The sequence below is a fragment of the Joostella sp. CR20 genome, from assembly GCF_038433465.1.
GTDB lineage: Bacteria > Bacteroidota > Bacteroidia > Flavobacteriales > Flavobacteriaceae > Galbibacter.
Genome location: NZ_JAESVF010000005.1, coordinates 1 through 20,828, shown reverse-complemented (window position 1 = coordinate 20,828; position 20,828 = coordinate 1). Strand labels below are relative to the sequence as shown.

At 36.2% G+C, this 20,828-nt stretch carries 16 protein-coding genes and 1 tRNA gene; 5 read left to right on the top strand and 12 right to left on the bottom strand.

Features of this window, described 5'->3' with window-relative positions; genetic code table 11:
• Positions 1 to 13 precede the first annotated feature (13 nt).
• Positions 14 to 1,240 (bottom strand): Glu/Leu/Phe/Val dehydrogenase dimerization domain-containing protein, encoded by a 1,227-nt coding sequence (locus JMA43_RS08270; protein ID WP_342156028.1) that lies wholly within the window; start codon positions 1,238 to 1,240, stop codon positions 14 to 16.
• A 64-nt stretch (positions 1,241 to 1,304) separates the two neighbouring features.
• Positions 1,305 to 2,366, bottom strand: coding sequence for an anhydro-N-acetylmuramic acid kinase (locus JMA43_RS08265; protein WP_342156027.1), 1,062 nt, complete (start codon positions 2,364 to 2,366; stop codon positions 1,305 to 1,307).
• 83 nt (positions 2,367 to 2,449) lie between these two features.
• Between JMA43_RS08265 and JMA43_RS08260 the strand changes: the two genes are divergently transcribed.
• The 5 genes from JMA43_RS08260 (at position 2,450) to JMA43_RS08240 (ending at position 12,275) form a co-directional block, all read left to right on the top strand.
• Positions 2,450 to 3,592 carry an acyl-CoA dehydrogenase gene (locus JMA43_RS08260; RefSeq protein WP_342156026.1) on the top strand — a complete coding sequence of 381 codons (1,143 nt, stop codon included), beginning with the start codon at positions 2,450 to 2,452 and terminating at the stop codon, positions 3,590 to 3,592.
• A 351-nt stretch (positions 3,593 to 3,943) separates the two neighbouring features.
• Positions 3,944 to 8,461, top strand: a complete 4,518-nt coding sequence (gene gltB / locus JMA43_RS08255; RefSeq protein ID WP_342156025.1) for a glutamate synthase large subunit — start codon at positions 3,944 to 3,946, stop codon at positions 8,459 to 8,461.
• A gap of 1 nt (position 8,462) precedes the next feature.
• The gene (locus tag JMA43_RS08250; RefSeq protein ID WP_342156024.1) at positions 8,463 to 9,920 is read left to right on the top strand and encodes a glutamate synthase subunit beta; all 1,458 of its coding nucleotides are present in this window, start codon (positions 8,463 to 8,465) and stop codon (positions 9,918 to 9,920) included.
• Positions 9,921 to 10,231: 311 nt separating this feature from the next.
• Positions 10,232 to 11,497, top strand: coding sequence for a DUF819 family protein (locus JMA43_RS08245; protein ID WP_342156023.1), 1,266 nt, complete (start codon positions 10,232 to 10,234; stop codon positions 11,495 to 11,497).
• A 49-nt stretch (positions 11,498 to 11,546) separates the two neighbouring features.
• Positions 11,547 to 12,275, top strand: coding sequence for a DUF4369 domain-containing protein (locus JMA43_RS08240; protein ID WP_342156022.1), 729 nt, complete (start codon positions 11,547 to 11,549; stop codon positions 12,273 to 12,275).
• A 33-nt stretch (positions 12,276 to 12,308) separates the two neighbouring features.
• Here the strand turns inward: JMA43_RS08240 and JMA43_RS08235 are convergent, their stop codons facing one another.
• The 10 genes from JMA43_RS08235 to JMA43_RS08190 all read right to left on the bottom strand — a co-directional run.
• On the bottom strand, positions 12,309 to 12,746 hold the full coding sequence (locus JMA43_RS08235) for a hypothetical protein (RefSeq protein ID WP_342156021.1): 438 nt from the start codon (positions 12,744 to 12,746) through the stop codon (positions 12,309 to 12,311).
• A 102-nt stretch (positions 12,747 to 12,848) separates the two neighbouring features.
• On the bottom strand, positions 12,849 to 13,463 hold the full coding sequence (locus tag JMA43_RS08230; RefSeq protein WP_342156020.1) for a MarC family protein: 615 nt from the start codon (positions 13,461 to 13,463) through the stop codon (positions 12,849 to 12,851).
• A 144-nt stretch (positions 13,464 to 13,607) separates the two neighbouring features.
• Positions 13,608 to 13,684, bottom strand: a tRNA-Thr gene (locus tag JMA43_RS08225).
• Positions 13,685 to 13,767: 83 nt separating this feature from the next.
• Positions 13,768 to 14,043, bottom strand: a complete 276-nt coding sequence (locus tag JMA43_RS08220) for a hypothetical protein (RefSeq protein WP_342156019.1) — start codon at positions 14,041 to 14,043, stop codon at positions 13,768 to 13,770.
• Between the two features lie 35 nt (positions 14,044 to 14,078).
• Complete coding sequence (locus tag JMA43_RS08215) at positions 14,079 to 15,047, bottom strand: type I phosphomannose isomerase catalytic subunit (protein ID WP_342156018.1); 969 nt, start codon at positions 15,045 to 15,047, stop codon at positions 14,079 to 14,081.
• Positions 15,048 to 15,064: 17 nt separating this feature from the next.
• A complete protein-coding gene (locus tag JMA43_RS08210) occupies positions 15,065 to 15,472 on the bottom strand; it encodes a 6-pyruvoyl trahydropterin synthase family protein (RefSeq protein ID WP_342156017.1) in 408 nt (135 codons plus the stop codon).
• Complete coding sequence (gene idi, locus JMA43_RS08205; protein WP_342156016.1) at positions 15,469 to 16,002, bottom strand: isopentenyl-diphosphate Delta-isomerase; 534 nt, start codon at positions 16,000 to 16,002, stop codon at positions 15,469 to 15,471. Before idi ends, JMA43_RS08210 begins: the two co-directional genes overlap by 4 nt.
• Positions 16,003 to 16,142: 140 nt before the next feature.
• The gene (locus JMA43_RS08200; protein WP_342156015.1) at positions 16,143 to 17,099 is read right to left on the bottom strand and encodes a PorP/SprF family type IX secretion system membrane protein; all 957 of its coding nucleotides are present in this window, start codon (positions 17,097 to 17,099) and stop codon (positions 16,143 to 16,145) included.
• A 3-nt stretch (positions 17,100 to 17,102) separates the two neighbouring features.
• Positions 17,103 to 19,388 (bottom strand): Ig-like domain-containing protein, encoded by a 2,286-nt coding sequence (locus tag JMA43_RS08195; RefSeq protein WP_342156014.1) that lies wholly within the window; start codon positions 19,386 to 19,388, stop codon positions 17,103 to 17,105.
• Positions 19,389 to 19,418: 30 nt separating this feature from the next.
• Positions 19,419 to 20,828 (bottom strand): hypothetical protein (locus tag JMA43_RS08190; protein WP_342156013.1); only part of this gene is annotated, 1,410 nt, incomplete at its 5' end.

Sequence of the window (20,828 nt, the reverse complement as noted above, 5' to 3'; positions counted from 1 at the left end):
GTAAATTTTGTGTCTAAATTAATTGTTTCAAAGCGATTTCAAAAGCAGTACTGCTAATATTTATTTTTGAAGTGCTTTGGTTGAAAGTATTTTGTAAGGCTTTTTTTATAGTATTTGAAGTATCTTCGAAAATCGCTTCGTCGGTCATTTCGGTTCTGCGCTCCATAAAATAAGCAAAAACTCTAGCCATTCCGCAGTTTGAAATAAAATCTGGAATTAAACTGATTCGCTGATCTGTGTATTCCATAATCGGACCAAAAAATATTTCTTTATCTGCAAACGGAACGTTCGCTCCACAAGAAACTACTTCTAGTCCAGTATCTATCAACTGCGTAATTTGGTCTTTTTTAATCAATCGAGAAGCAGCACATGGCAAAAATATTTGCGCTGGTAGCTTCCAAATTTTATCATTTATTTCTTCAAACGAAAGCATATTCGGAGCTTCCAAAGTATTGCCTTTCTTTTCAAGGAAAAACGATTTTATTTCAGCAAAAGAAAAACCTTCTTCATTAATTACACCACCGTTTATATCGATAATTCCTACGATAAGCGCTCCCATTTGCGATAAATAATAAGCCGCAGCAGCACCAACATTTCCAAAACCTTGAACAATAGCCTTCTTTCCTTTTACCGAACCACCATAAATCTCGTAGTAATGTTTTACAGACTCGGCAACACCGTAACCTGTAATCATATCGGCAACAGTGTATTTTCTTTTGATATCTGGCGAAAAGTTGTCGTTTTCCAAAACTTTAATCACCCCTTGACGGAGCTGCCCAATTCTGTTAATTTTATCTGCTTCTGAAGGTTTAAAATGTCCGTTAAAAACTCCTTCCTGCGGATGCCAAACTCCACAATTTTCAGTAATCGGAATTACTTCATGGATTTCATCTACATTCAAATCTCCTCCCGTTCCATAGTAACTTTTTAAAAGCGGAGAAACAGCTTTGTACCAACGCTCCAAAACACCTTGCTTACGAGGGTCTTTTGGGTCGAAGTTTATCCCCGATTTTGCACCACCAATAGCAGGTCCAGAAACCGTAAATTTCACTTCCATTGTTTTTGCCAACGACAAAACCTCATTGGCATCCAAGCCCAATCGCATGCGAGTTCCTCCTCCTGCTGCACCACCTCGAAGCGAGTTAATTACAGTCCATCCCTCTGCATCGGTTTCGGTGTCTTTCCAGTTAAAAATTATCTCTGGCGATTTATTTTCGTATTGTTTAAGTAAATCTTTCATTCGTATTTTTAAGTATGCACAAATATATAAAACTAAAAAATCTAGCCTTATTTTTTATGTTATTTTAAGGATTATAAATTTTGCCACTGCTATGGTCTTTTGAAGCGCCTGTAATACTTTTCAAACAATTCACTTCATTTCTATCTTTTAAAACTCCTAAAAAACCAAAAATAATAGCTTCTTTAAACGCAACAATAGCATCTGTAGGAATTACAATTGTTGCCATTGTTAAACTTTTTAATCGGTTTATAAAAAAGGTATTATAAGCGCCTCCTCCTGTTACCAAAACTTTTGCCTCTGGATTTAAAACCTTCGCAATTTGTACCGCTGCGTGCTCTACATAAGTGCGCAAAATTGTTTTTTCTGATAAATTAGCCGCGTCTATAATTGGAAAAACTTCAGAAGCAACCCACTCTATCCCTAAAGATTTTGGCGCATTCAGTTTATAAAAAGGTAAGGTATTGAGTTTTGAAAGTAAAGCATCGTCAACTTCCCCAGAAGCTGCAATATTTCCTCCATCATCATAGTCAAAACCTAATTTAGACACATAATGATTTAAAACCGTGTTGACAGCACAAATATCAAAAGCCACGTAACTATTGTTTTCGTCTACCGAAACATTTGCAAAACCACCCAAATTCAAACAATAATTATATGAAGGAAACAACAATTTATCACCAATTGGTACCAAAGGCGCTCCTTGTCCGCCCAATTTTACATCGTCTACACGAAAATCGCAAATCACTTTTTTGCCTATCAACTTTGCTATTTTGGACAAATTTCCTATTTGTAGCGTTTCTCCCAATTCTGGTTTATGGAAAATAGTATGCCCATGCGATGCCACAAAATCTATATCAGAAATTTTATTTTCAATTATAAATTGATTTATCACGGTTGCTAAAAACTCAGTGTACGAATCATCTAGCTCTTGTATCTTTTCTGCTGAAAAATGAATCGCTTCTTTGAGCTTCAATCGCCACTCTTCACCATAAGAAACTGTTTCAGAACACATTACAGAAAAACTCCATTTCTCATCTTTTTCAAAATGCACATATACCAAATCAATTCCATCCAATGATGTGCCCGACATCACACCTATAACGTTGTAGTATTGTTTTTTCATCATCGGTAAAAATAAATAAGAATCATTGAAAATGTTACATTTTAAAGTTATATTTGATGAATTTTATAAAAATATCACAAAATAAAATGGATTTTAAACTTTCTGAAGAACAATTGCTCATTAAAGAAGCAGCGAGAGATTTTGCAAAATCTGAATTACTTCCAGGTGTTATTGAAAGAGACGAAAAACAAGAATTCCCAACCGAACAGGTTAAGAAAATGGGAGAGCTTGGTTTCTTAGGTATGATGACTGCACCCGAATATGGTGGTAGCGGAATGGATACCGTTTCGTATGTTTTGGTGATGGAAGAAATTTCAAAAATCGATGCCTCTGCTTCGGTAATTATGAGTGTAAACAACTCTTTAGTTTGTTGGGGATTGGAGCATTTTGGAACTGAAGAACAAAAACAGAAATATTTAAAACCTCTTGCCTCTGGAGAAATTATCGGCGCTTTTTGTTTGTCCGAACCAGAAGCTGGAAGCGATGCTACTTCGCAAAAAACTACCGCAATTGATAAAGGTGACCATTATATTGTAAACGGAACAAAAAATTGGATTACGAACGGGAATTCTGCCGATGTATATTTGGTAATTGCACAAACACATCCTGAAAAAAAACACAAAGGGATTAACGCTTTAATCCTAGAAAAGGGAATGCCAGGATTTGAAATTGGACCGAAAGAACAAAAATTAGGAATTAGAGGAAGTGATACGCATTCATTAATTTTTAATGATGTAAAAGTTCCTAAAGAAAACCGAATTGGCGAAGATGGTTTTGGATTTAAATTTGCCATGAAAACGCTTGCTGGCGGAAGAATTGGTATTGCCGCTCAAGCACTCGGAATTGCATCTGGAGCATACGAAATGGCAAAAGAATACTCGAAAGTTAGAAAAGCATTTGGAACCGAAATTTGCAACCACCAAGCTATTGCATTCAAACTAGCCGATATGCATACGCAAATTGAAGCTGCAAAACATCTTGTGTTAAAAGCTGCATGGGACAAAGACAACGGAAACGATTATGACTTATCTGGAGCAATGGCAAAACTATACGCTTCGCAGGTAGCTATGGACACGGCTATTGAAGCAGTACAAATACACGGCGGAAACGGATATGTAAAAGAATACCATGTAGAGCGATTAATGAGAGATGCGAAAATCACCCAAATTTATGAAGGAACTTCAGAAATACAGAAAATTGTAATTTCAAGAAGTGTTTTAAAAGACTAACAGGTACCCCAATAAAATCATTTTCAATTCATAAAAGTGTGTAATTTAAGAATCACCCCTATAAAAAATAGGGGTGATTTGTTTTTTAATAAACAAAATTAGGACGCACCCCCTGTATTTTAAAAAATAATAAATTATTCGCATCCTAATTCTTAAAACTACCCTCTTTTTTATAGGGATTAATAATTTTTTAGTATTGAATTAACGATTTGATAATTTGAGATAGGTCAAAATCACAATATTAAATTTTCTTCAACAAATAATTAAAAACAACAAATTAATATCATCTTTTAATTAAAAACATTGAAAAATCGTCTGTTTTCTTGTTAGATTTGTGGAAACCACGTAATTATGAAACCACTACAACAAGGACTATACTCCCCCGAGTATGAACATGACAATTGCGGTGCAGGTTTTATCTGTAACCTAAATGGGGTAAAAACAAACGACATTATTCATAAAGCACTCGATATTTTAATTCGTTTAGAACATCGTGGTGCCGTAAGTGCCGACGGAAAAACTGGAGATGGAGCAGGGATATTAATCGAAATTCCGCATGCATTTTTTAAACAAGCTTGTAGTTTTGAAATTCCGGAACCTAAGGAATATGCTGTTGGTATGCTTTTCCTTCCGAAGTCAAAAAATCAATCTCAAATATGCATCAATCTTTTTGAAGAGAACATCAAAAAACAAGGCCTTAATATTATAGGTTGGAGAGATGTTCCTGTAGATCACGCATGTATCGGAGAAATCGCTGCAGAAACCGAGCCGTACATCAAACAGGTATTTATCGGTAAAAATGGAGCTAATCTTTCCGAAGAAGAATTTAATGCGAAGCTTTTTGCTGGAAGAAAAATTGCAGAACACGCAGTTTTAAATTCTAACCTTTCGGAAGCCGGATATTTCTATTTCACGAGCCTTTCAACCAACACAATTATATATAAAGGTCTTTTAATGCCGCAAGATATTAGCGCCTATTATCAAGATCTAAAACAACCAGAAGTAGTTACCAAACTTGCTCTTGTTCACCAGCGTTTTTCAACAAACACATTCCCTACTTGGGATTTGGCACAACCATTTCGCTTAATGTGTCACAATGGTGAGATCAATACACTTCGTGGTAATTTAAGTAGAATGAAAGCAAGAGAAGAGCTTTTTAAAACTGAAATTTTTGGCGATAGCATTAAAGATATCCCACCAATTGTTTTAGAAGGTAAATCGGATTCTGCTTCTATGGATATGGTGCTCGAACTGTTATTACAAACAGGACGTTCGCTCCCAGAAGCTATGATGATGATGGTGCCAGAAGCTTGGGAAAAACACCAATCAATGTCCGATACCAAAAAGGCATTTTACGAATACAACTCATGTATTATGGAGCCTTGGGATGGTCCAGCTTCTATTCCGTTTACCGATGGAAATTACATCGGAGCTTTGTTAGATCGTAACGGACTAAGACCTTCTCGATACACTGTTACTAAAGACGGTTACGTAATTATGTCTTCGGAAACTGGAGTGATTGATGTAGCGCCAGACAATGTTGAACATCACGGACGCTTAGAGCCAGGACGTATGTTTTTGGTAGACATGAATGAAGGACGTATTATTGGTGATGAAGAAGTAAAAGAAAGTATTGTTTCTAAAAGGCCGTATAGAGAATGGTTAGACAAAAATCTTTTACCGCTGGCTAAAATTCCATACACTGGAAACAAAACGCCTGTTGAAAAAGAAGATTTTGTTACACGTCAAAAACTATTTGGATATACTACTGAAGACATCAAAACCCTTATCACTCCAATGGCAACTTTAGGAAAAGAAGCTATCGGATCTATGGGAACAGATACGCCTTTGGCTGTATTGTCAGACAAACCACAGTTATTATTTAACTACTTCAAGCAACTTTTCGCTCAGGTAACCAACCCTCCTTTAGATGGGATTCGTGAAGAAATCGTAACCGATATTAGCTTATCAATTGGAGGCGACAGAAACATTTTTGACATCGTTCCTGAGCAGTGTAAAAAACTTAAAATCCAAAATCCAGTTATCTCAAACGAAGATCTGGACAAGATTAAATATATTAACCACCCGGACTTTAAGGCCGTATCCATTTCAATCCTTTATGATATCAATAAAGGGTTGAATGGCCTTGAAGCTCGTTTAGAAGAAATGGTAGACGAAATTTCGAATGCCATTGACGAAGGGTGTAACATTATTATTCTTTCTGACAGAAATGTTTCGCCAACAATGGCACCTATCCCATCTGCATTAGCATGTTCGCATGTGCATCATGGTTTGAAAAAGAAAGAGAAAAGATCTTCCGTAGGAATTATAATCGAATCGGCAGAACCTAGAGAGCCTCATCATTTTGCATTGTTATTTGGGTATGGAGCAAGTGCTATCAACCCGTATATGGTGAATGAGATCATCGCAAAATTAGCATCAGAAGGAGATATAAATACTTCATTTGAAGAAGCAATTTTGAATTTCAACAAAGCTATCGGAAAAGGGATTGTGAAGATTATGAACAAAATCGGAATCTCTACTTTACATTCGTATAGAGGTGCTCAAATTTTTGAAGCATTAGGTCTGAATAAAAAGTTTGTTGACAAATACTTCTGCAATACTACTAGTAGAATTGAAGGAATTGGGATTTATGAAATTGAAAAAGAAATCCAAAAACGCTATACAAAAGCATATACCGATACACAGTCAATTTCCGATTTAGATCTTGAAATTGGAGGTGATTACCGTTGGAGAAGAAATGGCGAACGTCATATGTTTAATCCAACTACTGTTTCAAAACTTCAGCAAGCGGTACGCACCAATAAATTTGACAGTTATAAAGAATACTCAAAAATGATCAATGAGCAAAGCGAACGCTTAATGACATTGAGAGGAATGTTTAAATTTAAAGAACTCAACCCTATTCCACTTGAAGAAGTAGAACCTTGGACAGACATTGTAAAACGTTTTAAAACTGGAGCCATGTCTTTTGGCTCAATCAGTAAAGAAGCGCACGAAAACTTGGCCATCGCCATGAACAGAATTCAAGGTAAAAGTAATTCTGGTGAGGGTGGAGAAGATCCAGATCGTTTCCATAAAGATTTAAACGGAAACTGGCGAAACAGCGCTATCAAACAAGTTGCATCTGGACGTTTTGGAGTTTCGATCAACTATTTATCGAATGCTAAAGAGATTCAAATTAAAATGGCTCAGGGAGCAAAACCTGGAGAAGGCGGACAATTACCTGGGCCAAAAGTGAATCCTTCCATTGCAAAAACAAGAAACTCTACCCCGTATGTCGGACTTATTTCACCACCTCCGCATCACGATATTTATTCAATTGAAGATTTAGCACAACTTATCTTCGACTTAAAAAATGCCAATCGCGAAGCACGTGTAAACGTAAAATTGGTTTCCGAAGTAGGTGTTGGAACTATTGCTGCGGGAGTTGCAAAAGCAAAAGCCGATGTAGTACTTATCTCTGGTTTTGATGGAGGTACAGGTGCTTCTCCGCTTACATCACTACGTCATGCTGGTTTACCATGGGAGTTGGGAGTTGCAGAAGCGCAACAAACACTTGTGCTAAACGACCTTCGTAGCCGAATTGTAATGGAGTGTGACGGACAATTAAAAACAGGAAGAGATGTTGCTGTTGCTTGTTTGCTTGGTGCTGAAGAATTTGGTTTTGCCACTGCTCCACTTGTAGCTTCTGGTTGTATCATGATGCGTGCGTGCCACTTAAATACATGTCCTGTTGGGATTGCAACACAAGATCCAGAACTTCGCAAAAACTTTAAAGGAACGCCAGAACACGTAATTAACTTTATGTATTTCATCGCACAAGAATTACGTCAGATTATGGCAGACCTAGGCTTTAAAACCATTGAAGAAATGGTAGGTCAAAGTCAGAAGTTGGACATGAACAGAGCCATTGAGCACTACAAAGCGCAAGGAATTGATTTATCTAATATTTTATACAAACCTAGAGTTCCAGAACACGTAAAATTATACAATACTGAAAAGCAAGATCATCAACTTGAAGAAGTTTTAGATTTCGAAATTTTGAGTCAGGCGCACCCTGCGGTATATCGTAAAGAACAAATGAGTTTAGATTTCCCGATTACCAACATCAACAGAACTACAGGTGCTATTTTAAGTAACGAGATTTCCAAAATTCATGGAGAAAATGGTCTTCCAGAAGATACGTTAACACTTAATTTCAAAGGATCTGCAGGGCAGAGTTTCGGAGCATTTGCCACCAAAGGACTCACGTTAAAAGTAAACGGAAATACAAACGATTACTTCGGAAAAGGACTCTCTGGAGCTAAACTTATTGTTAAAGTACCTGAAGAAGCGACCTTTAAACCTGAAGAGAATGTAATTATCGGAAATGTTGCCATGTACGGTGCCATTAACGGAGAAGCATATATTAACGGAATTGCTGGAGAACGCTTCTTGGTAAGAAACTCTGGTGCAAAAGCTGTTGTAGAAGGTATTGGCGACCACGGTTGCGAGTACATGACAGGTGGAGTTGCTGTAATTCTTGGAAAAATAGGTAGAAATTTTGCAGCGGGAATGAGCGGCGGAATTGCATACATCTATAATCCAGACAACTCGTTAGACACTCATAATTTTAATATGGAAATGATTGAATTAGAAGAACTTTCTAACAACGATCAAGAGCAATTAAAAGAACTCATCAGTAATCATGTAACTTATACTGATAGTCCGCTTGCCAAACGTATTTTAAATGATTGGGAGAAAAACAGTCAGAAATTCATCAAAGTAATGCCTACGGAATACAAAAAAGCATTAGAAATGATGGCGTCAAAAGAAAAAGAAGTACAACAATTAACAACAGCTTAAAATGGGAAAACTAAGAGGATTTTTAGAATACGAAAGAAGTTACGAAGGAACGACTGCTGTTGAAGAACGCTTAAAAAATTACAACGAGTTTACCACCGAAGTAGCTACAGAAGAATTAAACAAACAAGGTGGACGCTGTATGGATTGCGGAATTCCGTTTTGCCATAGCGGTTGTCCGTTAGGAAATTTAATTCCAGATTTTAACGATGCCGTTTATAAAAACGAATGGAACAAGGCACTGCAAATACTACATTCTACTAATAATTTCCCTGAATTCACAGGGAGATTATGCCCTGCACCTTGCGAATCGGCATGTGTACTTGGAATTATAAAAGCTCCTGTTTCTATTGAAATGATTGAGAAATACATCGTAGAACGCGGTTTTAAAGAAGGTTGGATTAAAGCCAATCCTCCTAAAAATAGAACAGGAAAAAAAGTTGCTGTTGTAGGTTCTGGTCCTGCTGGTTTGGCCGCTGCACAGCAATTAAACAGAGCTGGACATACCGTTACCGTTTTTGAACGTGATAAAAAAGTGGGAGGGCTACTTCGCTACGGAATTCCAGATTTTAAACTTGAAAAGAAAGTAATCGATCGTCGTGTAGCTATTTTAGAAGAAGAAGGAATTGAATTTAAAACAAACGTACACGTCGGTAAAAATTACGAAGCTGAAAAACTAAATGAATTTGATGCGGTAGTTTTATGTGGAGGTGCTACCCAACGTAGACCTTTACCTATTCCTGGCGCAGACGCAAAAGGCGTTGTTCAAGCAATGGAGTTTTTAAAACGAAACAACCAAGTGGTAGACGGACTTGCAGAAACTACTGAAGACTTGCATGCTGCTGGTAAAAATGTAATTGTTATTGGTGGTGGAGATACAGGTTCAGACTGTATTGGAACCTCAAATCGTCACGGAGCAAAATCGGTTACAAATTTTGAAATTATGCCGATGCCTTCTTCATCAAGGACCGAAGAAAACCCATGGCCTTTTTGGCCGTTCACGCTAAAAACAAGTTCTTCACACGAAGAAGGAGTTGAGCGTAACTGGAGTATTCTTACAAAAGAGTTTGTTAAAGATAGTCAAGGTAATTTAACGGCTATTAAAACGGTAGAAGTTAAATGGGTTAAAATTCCAGGAGAGCGTCCTCAACTAAAAGAGGTTGAAGGTTCAGAAAAAGAATGGCCATGCGACTTAGCGCTTTTAGCTCTTGGTTTTACAGGTCCAGAAGCAACTTTAAGCGAACAACTTGGATTGCATACCGATGAGCGAAGCAATATCAAAGGAACAAATTACCAAACCAATATCCCACATATTTTTACTGCTGGAGATATGAGAAGAGGACAATCTTTAATTGTTTGGGCAATTTCCGAAGGTAGAGAAGCAGCACACCACGTAGATAAATTTTTAATGGGCGTTTCTTCACTTCCTAAAAAAGAAAAAGGAGATTTACCCGCTGCTTAATTATAGATTTATTTATCCCCCATTAAGGAGGATTTAGCAGAAACAGCCGATTTCAAAATTGAAATCGGCTGTTTTATTAATGCATATATTATTCTTCGCAATCTGTCATAATTCACCGTCACCTCGAGCGTAGTCGAGAGGTCATTTGCCTTAACAGTTTCAAACAGGGTCTCGACTAAGCCTGTCTGCCGACAAAGGCAGGCTCGACCTGACATTTTAATCTTGGTATGATATATTACGGATATTCAAAATCAATATTTGTTTCTTGCAAATTCCCCTCATTTTCGTATTTTCCCAAAAATTTAATTTTCATGCAAGAAACTCCCATTTTCTCAAACGATACAATCGTTTTTGGTATTATCATGTTGTGTTTAGGATTTGTTTTTTATACTTCTGCTAAAAAAACAGGGTTTTGGAATAAGTTTTACAAAATCATTCCCTCGGTACTTATGTGCTATTTGTTGCCTTCTCTATTTAATTCCTTTGGTGTTATCTCCGACGAAGTTTCCAATTTATACTATGTTGCCAGTCGATATTTACTTCCGGCATCACTTGTTTTAATGACTTTAAGTATCGACCTAAAGGCAGTTTTTAACTTAGGTCCAAAAGCATTGATTATGTTTTTTACTGGAACTATTGGTATTGTCATTGGAGGTCCATTAGCAATTTTGCTAATATCTACTGTTTCTCCAGATACCGTTGGAGGTGTTGGACCAGATGCTGTTTGGAGAGGGCTTGCAACGCTTGCCGGAAGTTGGATTGGTGGTGGTGCAAACCAAGCCGCGATGCTCGAAATTTTTAAATACAATCCAGAAAAATATGGAGGAATGGTGTTGGTTGATATTGTAGTAGCAAACATTTGGATGGCCATTGTTCTTCTTGGTGTTGGAAAAAGTGATAAAATTGACAATTGGCTAAAAGCCGACAATAGCGCTATTGAGACTTTAAAAAATAAAATGCAAGCTTTTGCTGAAAAGGTTACGCGTACTCCTACTCTCACCGACTATATGATGATTTTATCTATTGCCTTTGTCGCTGTTGGAATTGCACATTGGGGCGCCAACAATATTTCAGATTTTTTAACAGCTAATTTTCATGCAATAAGCGATAAAACAAGCGCATTATCATCCTTCGGATCTCAGTTTTTCTGGATGATTACCATTGCAACTGCAATTGGAATTATCCTTTCTTTCACCAAATTTAAAAATTACGAAGGAGCTGGAGCGAGCAAGTTTGGATCTATTTGCATTTACATTCTTGTTGCTACCATTGGGATGAAAATGGATATTTTTAAAATCTTTGAAAACCCTGGACTGATTGCAATCGGTCTCGTTTGGATGACCATCCACGCACTTTTACTTATTGTTGTAGCTAAAATCATTAAAGCTCCTTACTTCTTTTTAGCAGTTGGAAGTCAAGCAAACGTTGGTGGTGCGGCTTCTGCGCCAGTTGTTGCAGCCGAATTTCATCCGTCGTTGGCTACCGTTGGTGTTTTACTGGCGGTTTTTGGTTATGCTGCTGGTACCTACGGCGCTATTTTTTGTGCTTATTTAATGGAATTAGCCTCAAAAGTGTAGCAATTTTTAGAAGAATTACGCATATTTGCGCATCAGAAAAACAAACAGAATGTATAGATTATTACTCCCTATTTTTGCCTTATTTTTAGTTGTTTCCTGCGGAAAGGAAAGCAATAATTTAACCGTAAACGGAACTGTTAACGGACTAAAGAAAGGAACTATTTATTTACAAAAAGTAAACGACAGCGCCTCTGTAAGTATCGACTCTGCTGTGATTGATGGAAATCCAACTTTTACATTTTCAACACATATTGAAAGTCCAGAAGTTTTTACGTTGTATTTAGATAAAAATGACGGTAACAACTTAAACGATCGTCTAGAGTTTTTTGCTGAACCAGGAGTTATCGATATTCAAACTTCAAGAGATTATTTTGCTGCTGAAGCTAAAATTGAAGGTTCTGAAAGTCAGAAAAAATGGGATGAATACAAAAAGATAGTTTCTAAATTTTCAACTAAAAATTTAGAGCTTATCAAAGAAACTTTGCAAGCTACCAAAGATGGAAATATTGCTACAGCTGATTCTTTAAGAGTTGTTTCAGAAAAAAATGCTACACGAAGCTATTTATACACGCTTAATTTTATCTTCAACAACAAAGACTCTTATGTTGCGCCTTATGTTACATTGGCGAACGCATACAATACCAATGTTAAGTATTTAGATTCCATAAAAAGTTCGTTAACTCCAGAAGTTGCAAACTCAAAATATGGAAAGATGTTGGATGAGTTTATAAAAGAAATAAAAGCAAATCCTTCCGAAGAAGAAGCTACTGCAGAATAGTATCAGAAAACTGAAAATATTTAAGGTTGGTTATTATTTTAACCAACCTTTTTTTATTCCGTAGCCAGAAAACTGAATCAGTCCGAAACCAATTAAAATTACCATTATTGGCATAATATACGCCCCTGGACCATATACTTCAACCGATTTTACAATAAAGAGATTGTAAACCATCTGAATAACGATTGCCACAAAGGAAATTATAAATATATTTTTGGCTAATTTTTTTCTTAGTATCAAAAGTAAACTTCCTACCGCTCCACCGATTACGGCAATTCCGTAGGCAATTTTAGACCATAAAGGATTGTTTTCATACAATTCGCGTTGTCCTTCAGGAAGCGCAGCTAAAGCTTCTTCTGTTATCGACATATCGGCGATAAAAGCACCTACGCCCATTAAATTCCACAGTAAAGCGATAACCGAAACTATCCAAAACCACACTGGTATTTTTAAGGTTTGTTGTACATCCATTTGTTTAAGTTTTTTATAAAGTTAAAAATTATATCGAAATAATTCTCAAAAAAATAAAACTAGAACACAATGGGTAGTTTCAGCTTAAAAAAGACGCATAAATTATTTTAAAACAACAAAGAAGTCTCTTAGTCCAACCAAAATACTTTGTACAGCATAAGCCGCTAAAATAAGTCCCATTACTTTACTAATTACAGAAATACCATACTCCCCAATTCGCTTTTGAATATGGTTTGCTGCCAATAAAAAAACACAAGTTATACCGATAACGAGTAGCACAAGAAAGGTTGTTATAATTTGTTGCTGAATCGTAAAAACATGGTTGTCGGTCATTAAAACCACAGCCATAATTGCTCCAGGCGAAGCAATTGATGGGATTGCAATTGGAAATACCGTAACATGTTTGTAATCTTTAATAGATTCCTTTTCGGTTGTTGGTTTTCCTTCACCAAAAATCATTGTCAATGCAAATAAAAACAAAATTACTCCACCAGAAATTTGGAAGGCGTCTAAGGATACATTCATCCCTTCGAGGATGAGCTGCCCAATAACAATAAAAAATAACAAAATTAGAAAAGCTACCGCACAAGCGCGAATTGCAATTTTTCTTTTCTGTGCGATGTTAAACGACTTTGTGGCCTCCAAATAAACAGGAACCGAACCAAAAGGATCGATAACTGCAAACAGGAATAAAATTGTTGTGATGATTTCTTGCATTCAAAAAACTTTTAAATGCTAAATATAATGAGAAGTTTTATTCTTATCGAAAGTTTAATCCATTTTACACGATAATTCTTTTTCAGTATTAAAGTGAAAGAAACTAAAACGCATAAAAAAACCTCTTCATTTCTGAAGAGGTTTTGGAGCCGATAGAGGGACTCGAACCCACGACCTGCTGATTACAAATCAGCTGCTCTAGCCAGCTGAGCTACATCGGCGTTTCCGTTAAAAAGTGCGCAAATATAATTCTGAAAATTAATCTTACAAACTTTTTTACAAGAAATTTTTATTTTTTTTCAGCTTAAGCTACTGCTAACTTATTTAGCTTTTCAACCAAAGCAGATGCTTTTTCTTCTAGCTCTTTGCTAACTTCCTTTAAATGAGCTTTTCTGCTTTCAACATCTTTGTTGTTTACTTTTGCAATTAACTCATCGAACGTATCGATAGCTTCGTCTATAATTTCGTCTCCTTCTTTTGAATTTGGAGTGTTTGTGCTTATTTCCCAAATATAAACTGCTTCAATAATATCTCCTAAAACAAAGTTTATATCCTTTTTTAAATCTCTTATACTAGCCATAATGTTGTTTTTTTATGTTGCAAAAGTACGTATTTTTACAAATGTACCTCCAAAATTTTTGCATCCTTAGCACTCAATGTGAGTTCGTTTATCGAAGCGGGAATTAAAACTGTTTCTCCCTTTACTAAAGTCTCTGTAAAATCGCCTACTTTTAACTGTGCTTGACCTTCCACACAAATATATATGGTAAACGAATCTCTACAAATAAGTTGTTTTACGTAGGTCCCAACCACATTTATATAGTTAGTTATAAAGTGCTCACAGGCTACCATTTTGTTAGACGTGTTGAATTCTTTTTCGTAAGAAACTACAAAGTCATCTTTTTGTTGGTAATCTATTGCGTCGAGCGCCAATTCAGTATGAAGTTCTCTTTTATTCCCTTCCTTATCTGTACGGTTATAATCAAATATTCGATACGTTATATCTGAAGTCTGCTGAATTTCTGCTAATAAAATTCCTGCTCCAATTCTATGTACTTTTCCTGTATTGATAAAAAAAGCATCTCCTGCTTTAACAGGTTCTTGATTGAGAATTTCGAGTAGTTGTCCTTCCTCTAAATGTTTTAAGTATTCTTCTCTACTGATTGTTTTATTAAAACCAATAATGAGCTTCGCGTTTGGCTCTGCTTGTAGCACATGCCACATTTCTGTTTTTCCGAAGGAATTGTGTCGTTTTTGCGCTAATTCGTTATTAGGATGTAATTGTACCGATAAATCTAACTTGGCATCTATAAACTTTATAAGAATAGGAAATGTAGTTCCAAAACGTTTAAAAACGGAGTTCCCGACCAACTCTTCTTTATACACATTGATTAACTCTTGAAGGCTTTTTCCTTGAAGCGAACCATTTTTCACCACAGAAACATTACCATCTACGCCCGACAATTCCCAACTTTCGGAAGCAGTTTCAGTAGAAACTTCTTTCTGTAGGATATCTTTTAATTTTGTTCCTCCCCATAAATACTCTTTAAAGATTGGGGTGAATTTTAAGGGATAAAACTTCATTTAATTTATCTAATCTATTATCCTGAATATGTTACGTAATTTCTTGGTGTTTCGTATAGTACAACTTCAAGTTCAAATTGTTCTAAAAAAGGTTTGAGTCGGTTATAAATTACAATAGCGATATTCTCTACAGTTGGATTTAAGTCTTTAAACTCTGGAACTTCTAAGTTCAAATTTTTATGATCTAAATGATCTTCAACTTTTTGTTCTACGAGTTCTTTTAAAATTTTCAAATCGATTACAAAGCCAGTTTTTGGATCTATTGCTCCAGTTACACTTACAATTAAATCGTAATTATGGCCATGGTAATTTGGATTGCTGCATTTTCCAAAAACAGCTTTATTTTTTTCGTCGCTCCAATCTTTTCTAAACAGCCTATGCGCTGCATTAAAATGAGCTTTTCTGCTAACTTTTAATTTTGTCATATGTTGGTAGATTGTGCTTCGATATGCGTGTAAAACTTATCAAAAATAATTTTAAACCAAGCGGTGTACAAAGCTGGATTTTCTTCTAAATCTTTTTTGATATCTTTTAATGACATCCATTTAGAACTTGCAACTTCATCTAGATTGATATTTGGTTCTCCATTAAATTTTCCGACTAAAATGTGGTCGTACTCATGTTCTGTTAGTCCATTATCAAATGGAGCATGGTATATAAAAGATAACACTTCTTCTAAATCGGTTGTAAAGCCCATTTCTTCCATTAAGCGGCGTTTTCCTGCAGCAATATTGCTTTCGCCTTCTCGTTGGTGACTACAGCAAGTGTTGGTCCACAAACCTGGCGAATGGTACTTGTGCTCTGCTCGTTGCTGAATTAAGGTTTCTCCTTTATCATTAAAAACAAAAACCGAAAAAGCTCTATGAAGCAATGCTTTTTCATGTGCTTCAATTTTTTCCATTAAGCCAATTTGCTGGTCGTTTGTATCTACCAATATAACTTTCTCTTTTTCCATTAAGTCTTTGCTTTCAGTATAAAATCCTAAAATATCAGCACAAAACTACAAAAATGCTTTGCCATATCATAAAACAAAAAAAATCTCGCTGTTGTGCAACGAGATTTTAAAATTGAATGTTCTAAACGTATTGCTATTGTTTAGAAAAAACGAGGTACTCTTACTGTTCTATAATTTTTTGAAAACTCATATCGCAACATAAACTCTACGGTTCCGTTTGTAAACTGTGTGCCGCCGAGTTCTGTTACTTCTTTATCGTAAGCCAAACCGATGGATAATGCTTCATTTAGCTGAAAGGCAATCATCCCTGTAACTGCAGCTCCAAAACGATAGCCTACACCAAATGTAATATTGTCTTGATACATAAAATTTGCAGATGCATCTATTTGTAAAGGCGCACCAGAAACATAACGCGTTAACAAGGTTGGTTTAAACTTCCAACGCCAATTCATTTCAAAAACATACCCTCCCATTAAATAATAATGTATTCGAGAAGTAGCTACGTAAGACGTGCTATTAGAATTATTAGACTCGTCGAAATATTCTGTTGTTAACATATTTGGCACCGAGAGTCCGACATAATAATTATCGGCATAATAATAAACTCCAGCTCCGATATTTGGAGAGAATTTATGATCGATATTATTTTGCCCCGACAACTCTACATCGTCATATTGATTAAGCTTGGTAAAATCTACATTGAGTAAACTCCCTCCTACTTTTAATCCGAAGGCTAAATTTCCTTGATACGATGTTTGAATGGTGTACGACACCGCTGCGTCAAAAAAAGTTTCTTGCGTTACACCTTCTCCAAGTTGATCGTTTATAATAGACAATCCAACTCCGAGTCGACTATACTTAACTGGCGCATGCACATTGAGCGTTTGTGTTTGTGGAGCACCATCTAAGCCCAACCATTGATTTCGGTACAAACCTGTTGCACTAAGCATTCCTCGACTTCCTACATAAGCAGGATTAATACTCATGGGATTGTACATATACTGAGTATACTGTGGGTTTTGCTGTGCAATAATAGATTGGAGCGTTGTAAATAGAGCTAATATTAAATATAATTTATACTGCTTTAGGTTGTTCATTGCTTAATAGTTGATATATAAATATCCTGCTGTACTTATAGTTTGTTGTTCTTTAACATACTCGATTGTATAGTAGTAGGTTCCCACTGGCAAACGATTATTTCTTCCTATAGTTGCTGCACCATCGGAATATCCAGAAAATACATTATTCCCTTGTCCGTATCCTTTTGATTTGAATACCTGAACTCCCCAACGGTTAAAAATCTTAACTGTATTATTTGGATAGTTCTCAATTCCATCAATTTTAAAGAAATCGTTTCGACCATCTCCATTTGGAGTGATGAGCTGATGAATCTCTAAATCTTCTTCTGGTGATGGTGGTGCCGGTGGCGCTGGATCGACAGACTCTTCAATAATTACTGTTATCGTTCCTCTTTCAGTATTAAAAGTTCCATCAGAATGATACACATAAAGGTTGTAATTAAAAATATCTTCGCCTGTAGCTCCTTCGTCAACTAAATAAGAAATGGTGTTATCTTCATTTACATTTGCCTCTCCATTTAATGGCTGATTTACACCAATAATTTCAACTCTTGTATTTTCGTTAAAAGTATCGTTTGCTAGCACATCGATATTAACTACTTCTGGAACTGAAGAATCTACATACACTATATCTTCTACTGTATCTTCTATAGGAATTACAGTTACAATAACTATTGCTGAAGACGATTGACTGCTTCCGTCAGAATCGGTATAATTAATAGTATATTCGAAAATATCTCTCCCTACAAAATCTGGATCGGGAGTGTAAACTATTTTGTTATCATTTACAGTAGTCGTTCCGTATTTTGGTTCGTCTACTTGTAGTGTAGAACTTATTATTCCATCTAAATTATCATTCGCCAATACATCAAAAACTGCTGGGATATCTTCATCGATTTCTTCTATATCTTGTACCGCAATATCATCTTTCTCATTTCCATCGTATGAAACGTGTAAAAACACTTGTGCATCATCAACCCCTCCATTGCCATCGGTTATGGTATAGGTAAATATATCTTCGCCTGTGAAATTTGGCTCTGGAGTATATGTAAAAGTTCCGTCTTCATTCTGCTCTACTATTCCATGTTCTGGCAACGTATAATCGTCTATCGTTAAAACATCTCCATCTACATCTGTATCATTGCTAAGTACATTTAAAATCACACTCTCTGTTTCCACTACAAAAGAGTCATCTACCGCAACTGGTGCATCATTCACTGCAGTAACTATAATTTTCACCATAGCAGTTACTTGGTTTCCTTGGGCATCTGTAAGCGTATATGTAAATCGGTCGTTTCCGTTATAGTTTTCATCTGGAATATATTCAAAAACTCCATCTTCTAGTTCGGTAAGCGTTCCATTTGAAGGCTGTTCGTCAACTTTAAAAACATCTGAAGTAGCATCAACTCTAACATAATTATCGTTTTCAGCAACATTTATTTGATTTGCCTCTCCTGCTCCGCTGTCTTCCAACACTGTCAAACTATCGTCCGAAGCATATAAAGCATTTATAGTTATGGTAGCAGTTTTGGTTACTTCACTTCCGTAGGTATTCAACATGGAAAATGTATAAGTAAACTCGTCTTTTCCTGTAAAATTTGTTCCAGAAGTGTATGTAATAGTATCATCAGACGGATCACCTGGTGTTCCATTCTGACTTAAAACTGCCGTTCCGTTTGTTGGTTTTCCTATAGTTATAAATCCAATTGGCGGAATATCCAAGTCATTTTCGAGCATTGCAATTTCTGTTCCTTCTGATACAACTGCAAACACCTCGTCGTCGATCAACTCAAATTCTTCATACAAACAAACTACCGTAAACGAAGGCAAAGTCTTTGTATAACCTGCTTTGGTAATTGATGGTGTATATTTTGTAACATCTTTGGTTGCTTTAACTTTTGGCGAAAGGTCGTTTGCAGTCAAGCCATTATTCCAAGTGACGTTGGCATTTTCTGAAACACTTTGCGCAATGTTTAATATTACTTCATCATCGGGCGAATTACAATAGGTGACAACAAAGTAATTACTAGCATTTTTTCCGTAGACAGTACCATCATACTTAGCAAAATACACCCCAGGAATTTTCACCTCAAGGGTATTATCTGATTCGCTTTCTTTCAACAACTCTGGAGTATCTAGCTCGCCTGCTTTATCGGTTTTATAAACATACCAACGGTAGTTGGTTATAAATCCGTTTTCGGTACTTGTTTCTGGAGCCTTCAAAATAAACTGCGCGTGCACTTGATAGCTGAACAGTAAAACGAGTCCTAGCAAAAACCGTTTGATATGTATATTTTGATATTTCAAAATGATTTCTTTTTAAGTATTATCAAACAATTATTTTACAACAAACACCACATTGATAAGTGAATTGTAGTCTGAAGGTGAATTGTCAACTCTATAAGACATAATGCCATCAGCGTCTATCCCTATAATTGTAAAAACATTTGTATCATACTCTGTTACATAATAATATAAATCACTTTTAGAATAGGTAGGAATTAATGAAGGCGCCCCCGCACTAGACACAGCAGGTGTAGCAAACTGATCTTTATATTGCTGATATAAATCTAAAGTTTTTATTTCAGTGCTCGGAGTCGAAGCATCTATAGCAATCGACGGCGGATAAAACACTTTAGCTGCTTTTGAAATTTTATTTACTTCTTCTAAAGCTTGTTCTGCTGTACCGCTAACTTCATCTATCGCTGCCTGAGTATTTGTTGCTTCAAGTCCTGAAGCTTCGTTATTGTATGTAACTTCTGAGGCATTTTGATCATCTGTACTATTCGTGTTTAACACCTCTAATGCTTCTTGAACAGTTGTTGCTGAAACACCATCAATAGTTGTAATATCTACTTCCGAAGCTGTTTGATTGTCTGTGCTGTTTGTGTTCAACTCCTCTAATGCTCCCTGAACATCCGTTGCTGAAACACCATCGATAGTTGTAATCTCTACTTCCGAAGCTGTTTGATTGTCTAAAGCAGATAAATCCACTTGATTATCTGTTGTTTTAGGAGTTGATAAGGTTAAAATATCACCATTTAAACTTAAATCTTGTAACTCATTACTAGCATCAGTGTCTTTATCATCTGTAATATGATTTGCTATTGCTGTTTCATTAGCATCTACATCTGATTGTAAATTGCTAATCGCTATACTAGCAGCGGTTTTTGCGGCATCCAAATCGTCTTGCACCGCAGCTACTGCTGCACTATTATCTAAAGAGGATAAGTCGACGCTTACCTCCGTTGTGCCTTCTTTTATATTTAAGTTATTACTTTCGTCTAACTCAGCACTTGTTATATCATCATCCTCAGCAACTGAACTTATTTGATTATCTACATACGTCTTTACCGCATTTTGTGTTGGAAACAATGTTGATGATGTTCCTAATGCTGTATCATCCGACTTGTTCGATGCATCTTCCTTATTATTCTGTAATGAAGTGATGTCTTCAGTATTCGTTGCAATAGCATTAGTATTTGTGGCTACACTTGTTTGCAAAGTACTATCGTCATAAAAAGCACCGCCGTCGGTTCCTTTTTCTATACTATTCCCTTCATCAGCACTTACTACTGTTTGCTCTGAAGCTGTTATCGAATTATCTACATACGTCTTTACTGCCAACTCTGTTGGGAACTTTGTATTTGTAGCATCTGATAAAGTACCATCGGTTGACTTATTCGATGCATCTTCCTTCTCAGCAATTGCATCTGCATTATCTGAAATGTTTTCAGCATTTGTGGC

Coding starts and splice junctions, on each gene's coding strand:
- JMA43_RS08210 (WP_342156017.1), bottom strand. CDS start 15,472: ATGACAAAATTAAAAGTTAGCAGAAAAGCTCATTTTAATGCAGCGCAT.
- JMA43_RS08230 (WP_342156020.1), bottom strand. CDS start 13,463: ATGCAAGAAATCATCACAACAATTTTATTCCTGTTTGCAGTTATCGAT.
- JMA43_RS08240 (WP_342156022.1), top strand. CDS start 11,547: ATGTATAGATTATTACTCCCTATTTTTGCCTTATTTTTAGTTGTTTCC.
- JMA43_RS08245 (WP_342156023.1), top strand. CDS start 10,232: ATGCAAGAAACTCCCATTTTCTCAAACGATACAATCGTTTTTGGTATT.
- gltB (WP_342156025.1), top strand. CDS start 3,944: ATGAAACCACTACAACAAGGACTATACTCCCCCGAGTATGAACATGAC.
- JMA43_RS08215 (WP_342156018.1), bottom strand. CDS start 15,047: ATGAAGTTTTATCCCTTAAAATTCACCCCAATCTTTAAAGAGTATTTA.
- JMA43_RS08265 (WP_342156027.1), bottom strand. CDS start 2,366: ATGATGAAAAAACAATACTACAACGTTATAGGTGTGATGTCGGGCACA.
- JMA43_RS08250 (WP_342156024.1), top strand. CDS start 8,463: ATGGGAAAACTAAGAGGATTTTTAGAATACGAAAGAAGTTACGAAGGA.
- JMA43_RS08270 (WP_342156028.1), bottom strand. CDS start 1,240: ATGAAAGATTTACTTAAACAATACGAAAATAAATCGCCAGAGATAATT.
- idi (WP_342156016.1), bottom strand. CDS start 16,002: ATGGAAAAAGAGAAAGTTATATTGGTAGATACAAACGACCAGCAAATT.
- JMA43_RS08260 (WP_342156026.1), top strand. CDS start 2,450: ATGGATTTTAAACTTTCTGAAGAACAATTGCTCATTAAAGAAGCAGCG.
- JMA43_RS08235 (WP_342156021.1), bottom strand. CDS start 12,746: ATGGATGTACAACAAACCTTAAAAATACCAGTGTGGTTTTGGATAGTT.
- JMA43_RS08200 (WP_342156015.1), bottom strand. CDS start 17,099: ATGAACAACCTAAAGCAGTATAAATTATATTTAATATTAGCTCTATTT.
- JMA43_RS08220 (WP_342156019.1), bottom strand. CDS start 14,043: ATGGCTAGTATAAGAGATTTAAAAAAGGATATAAACTTTGTTTTAGGA.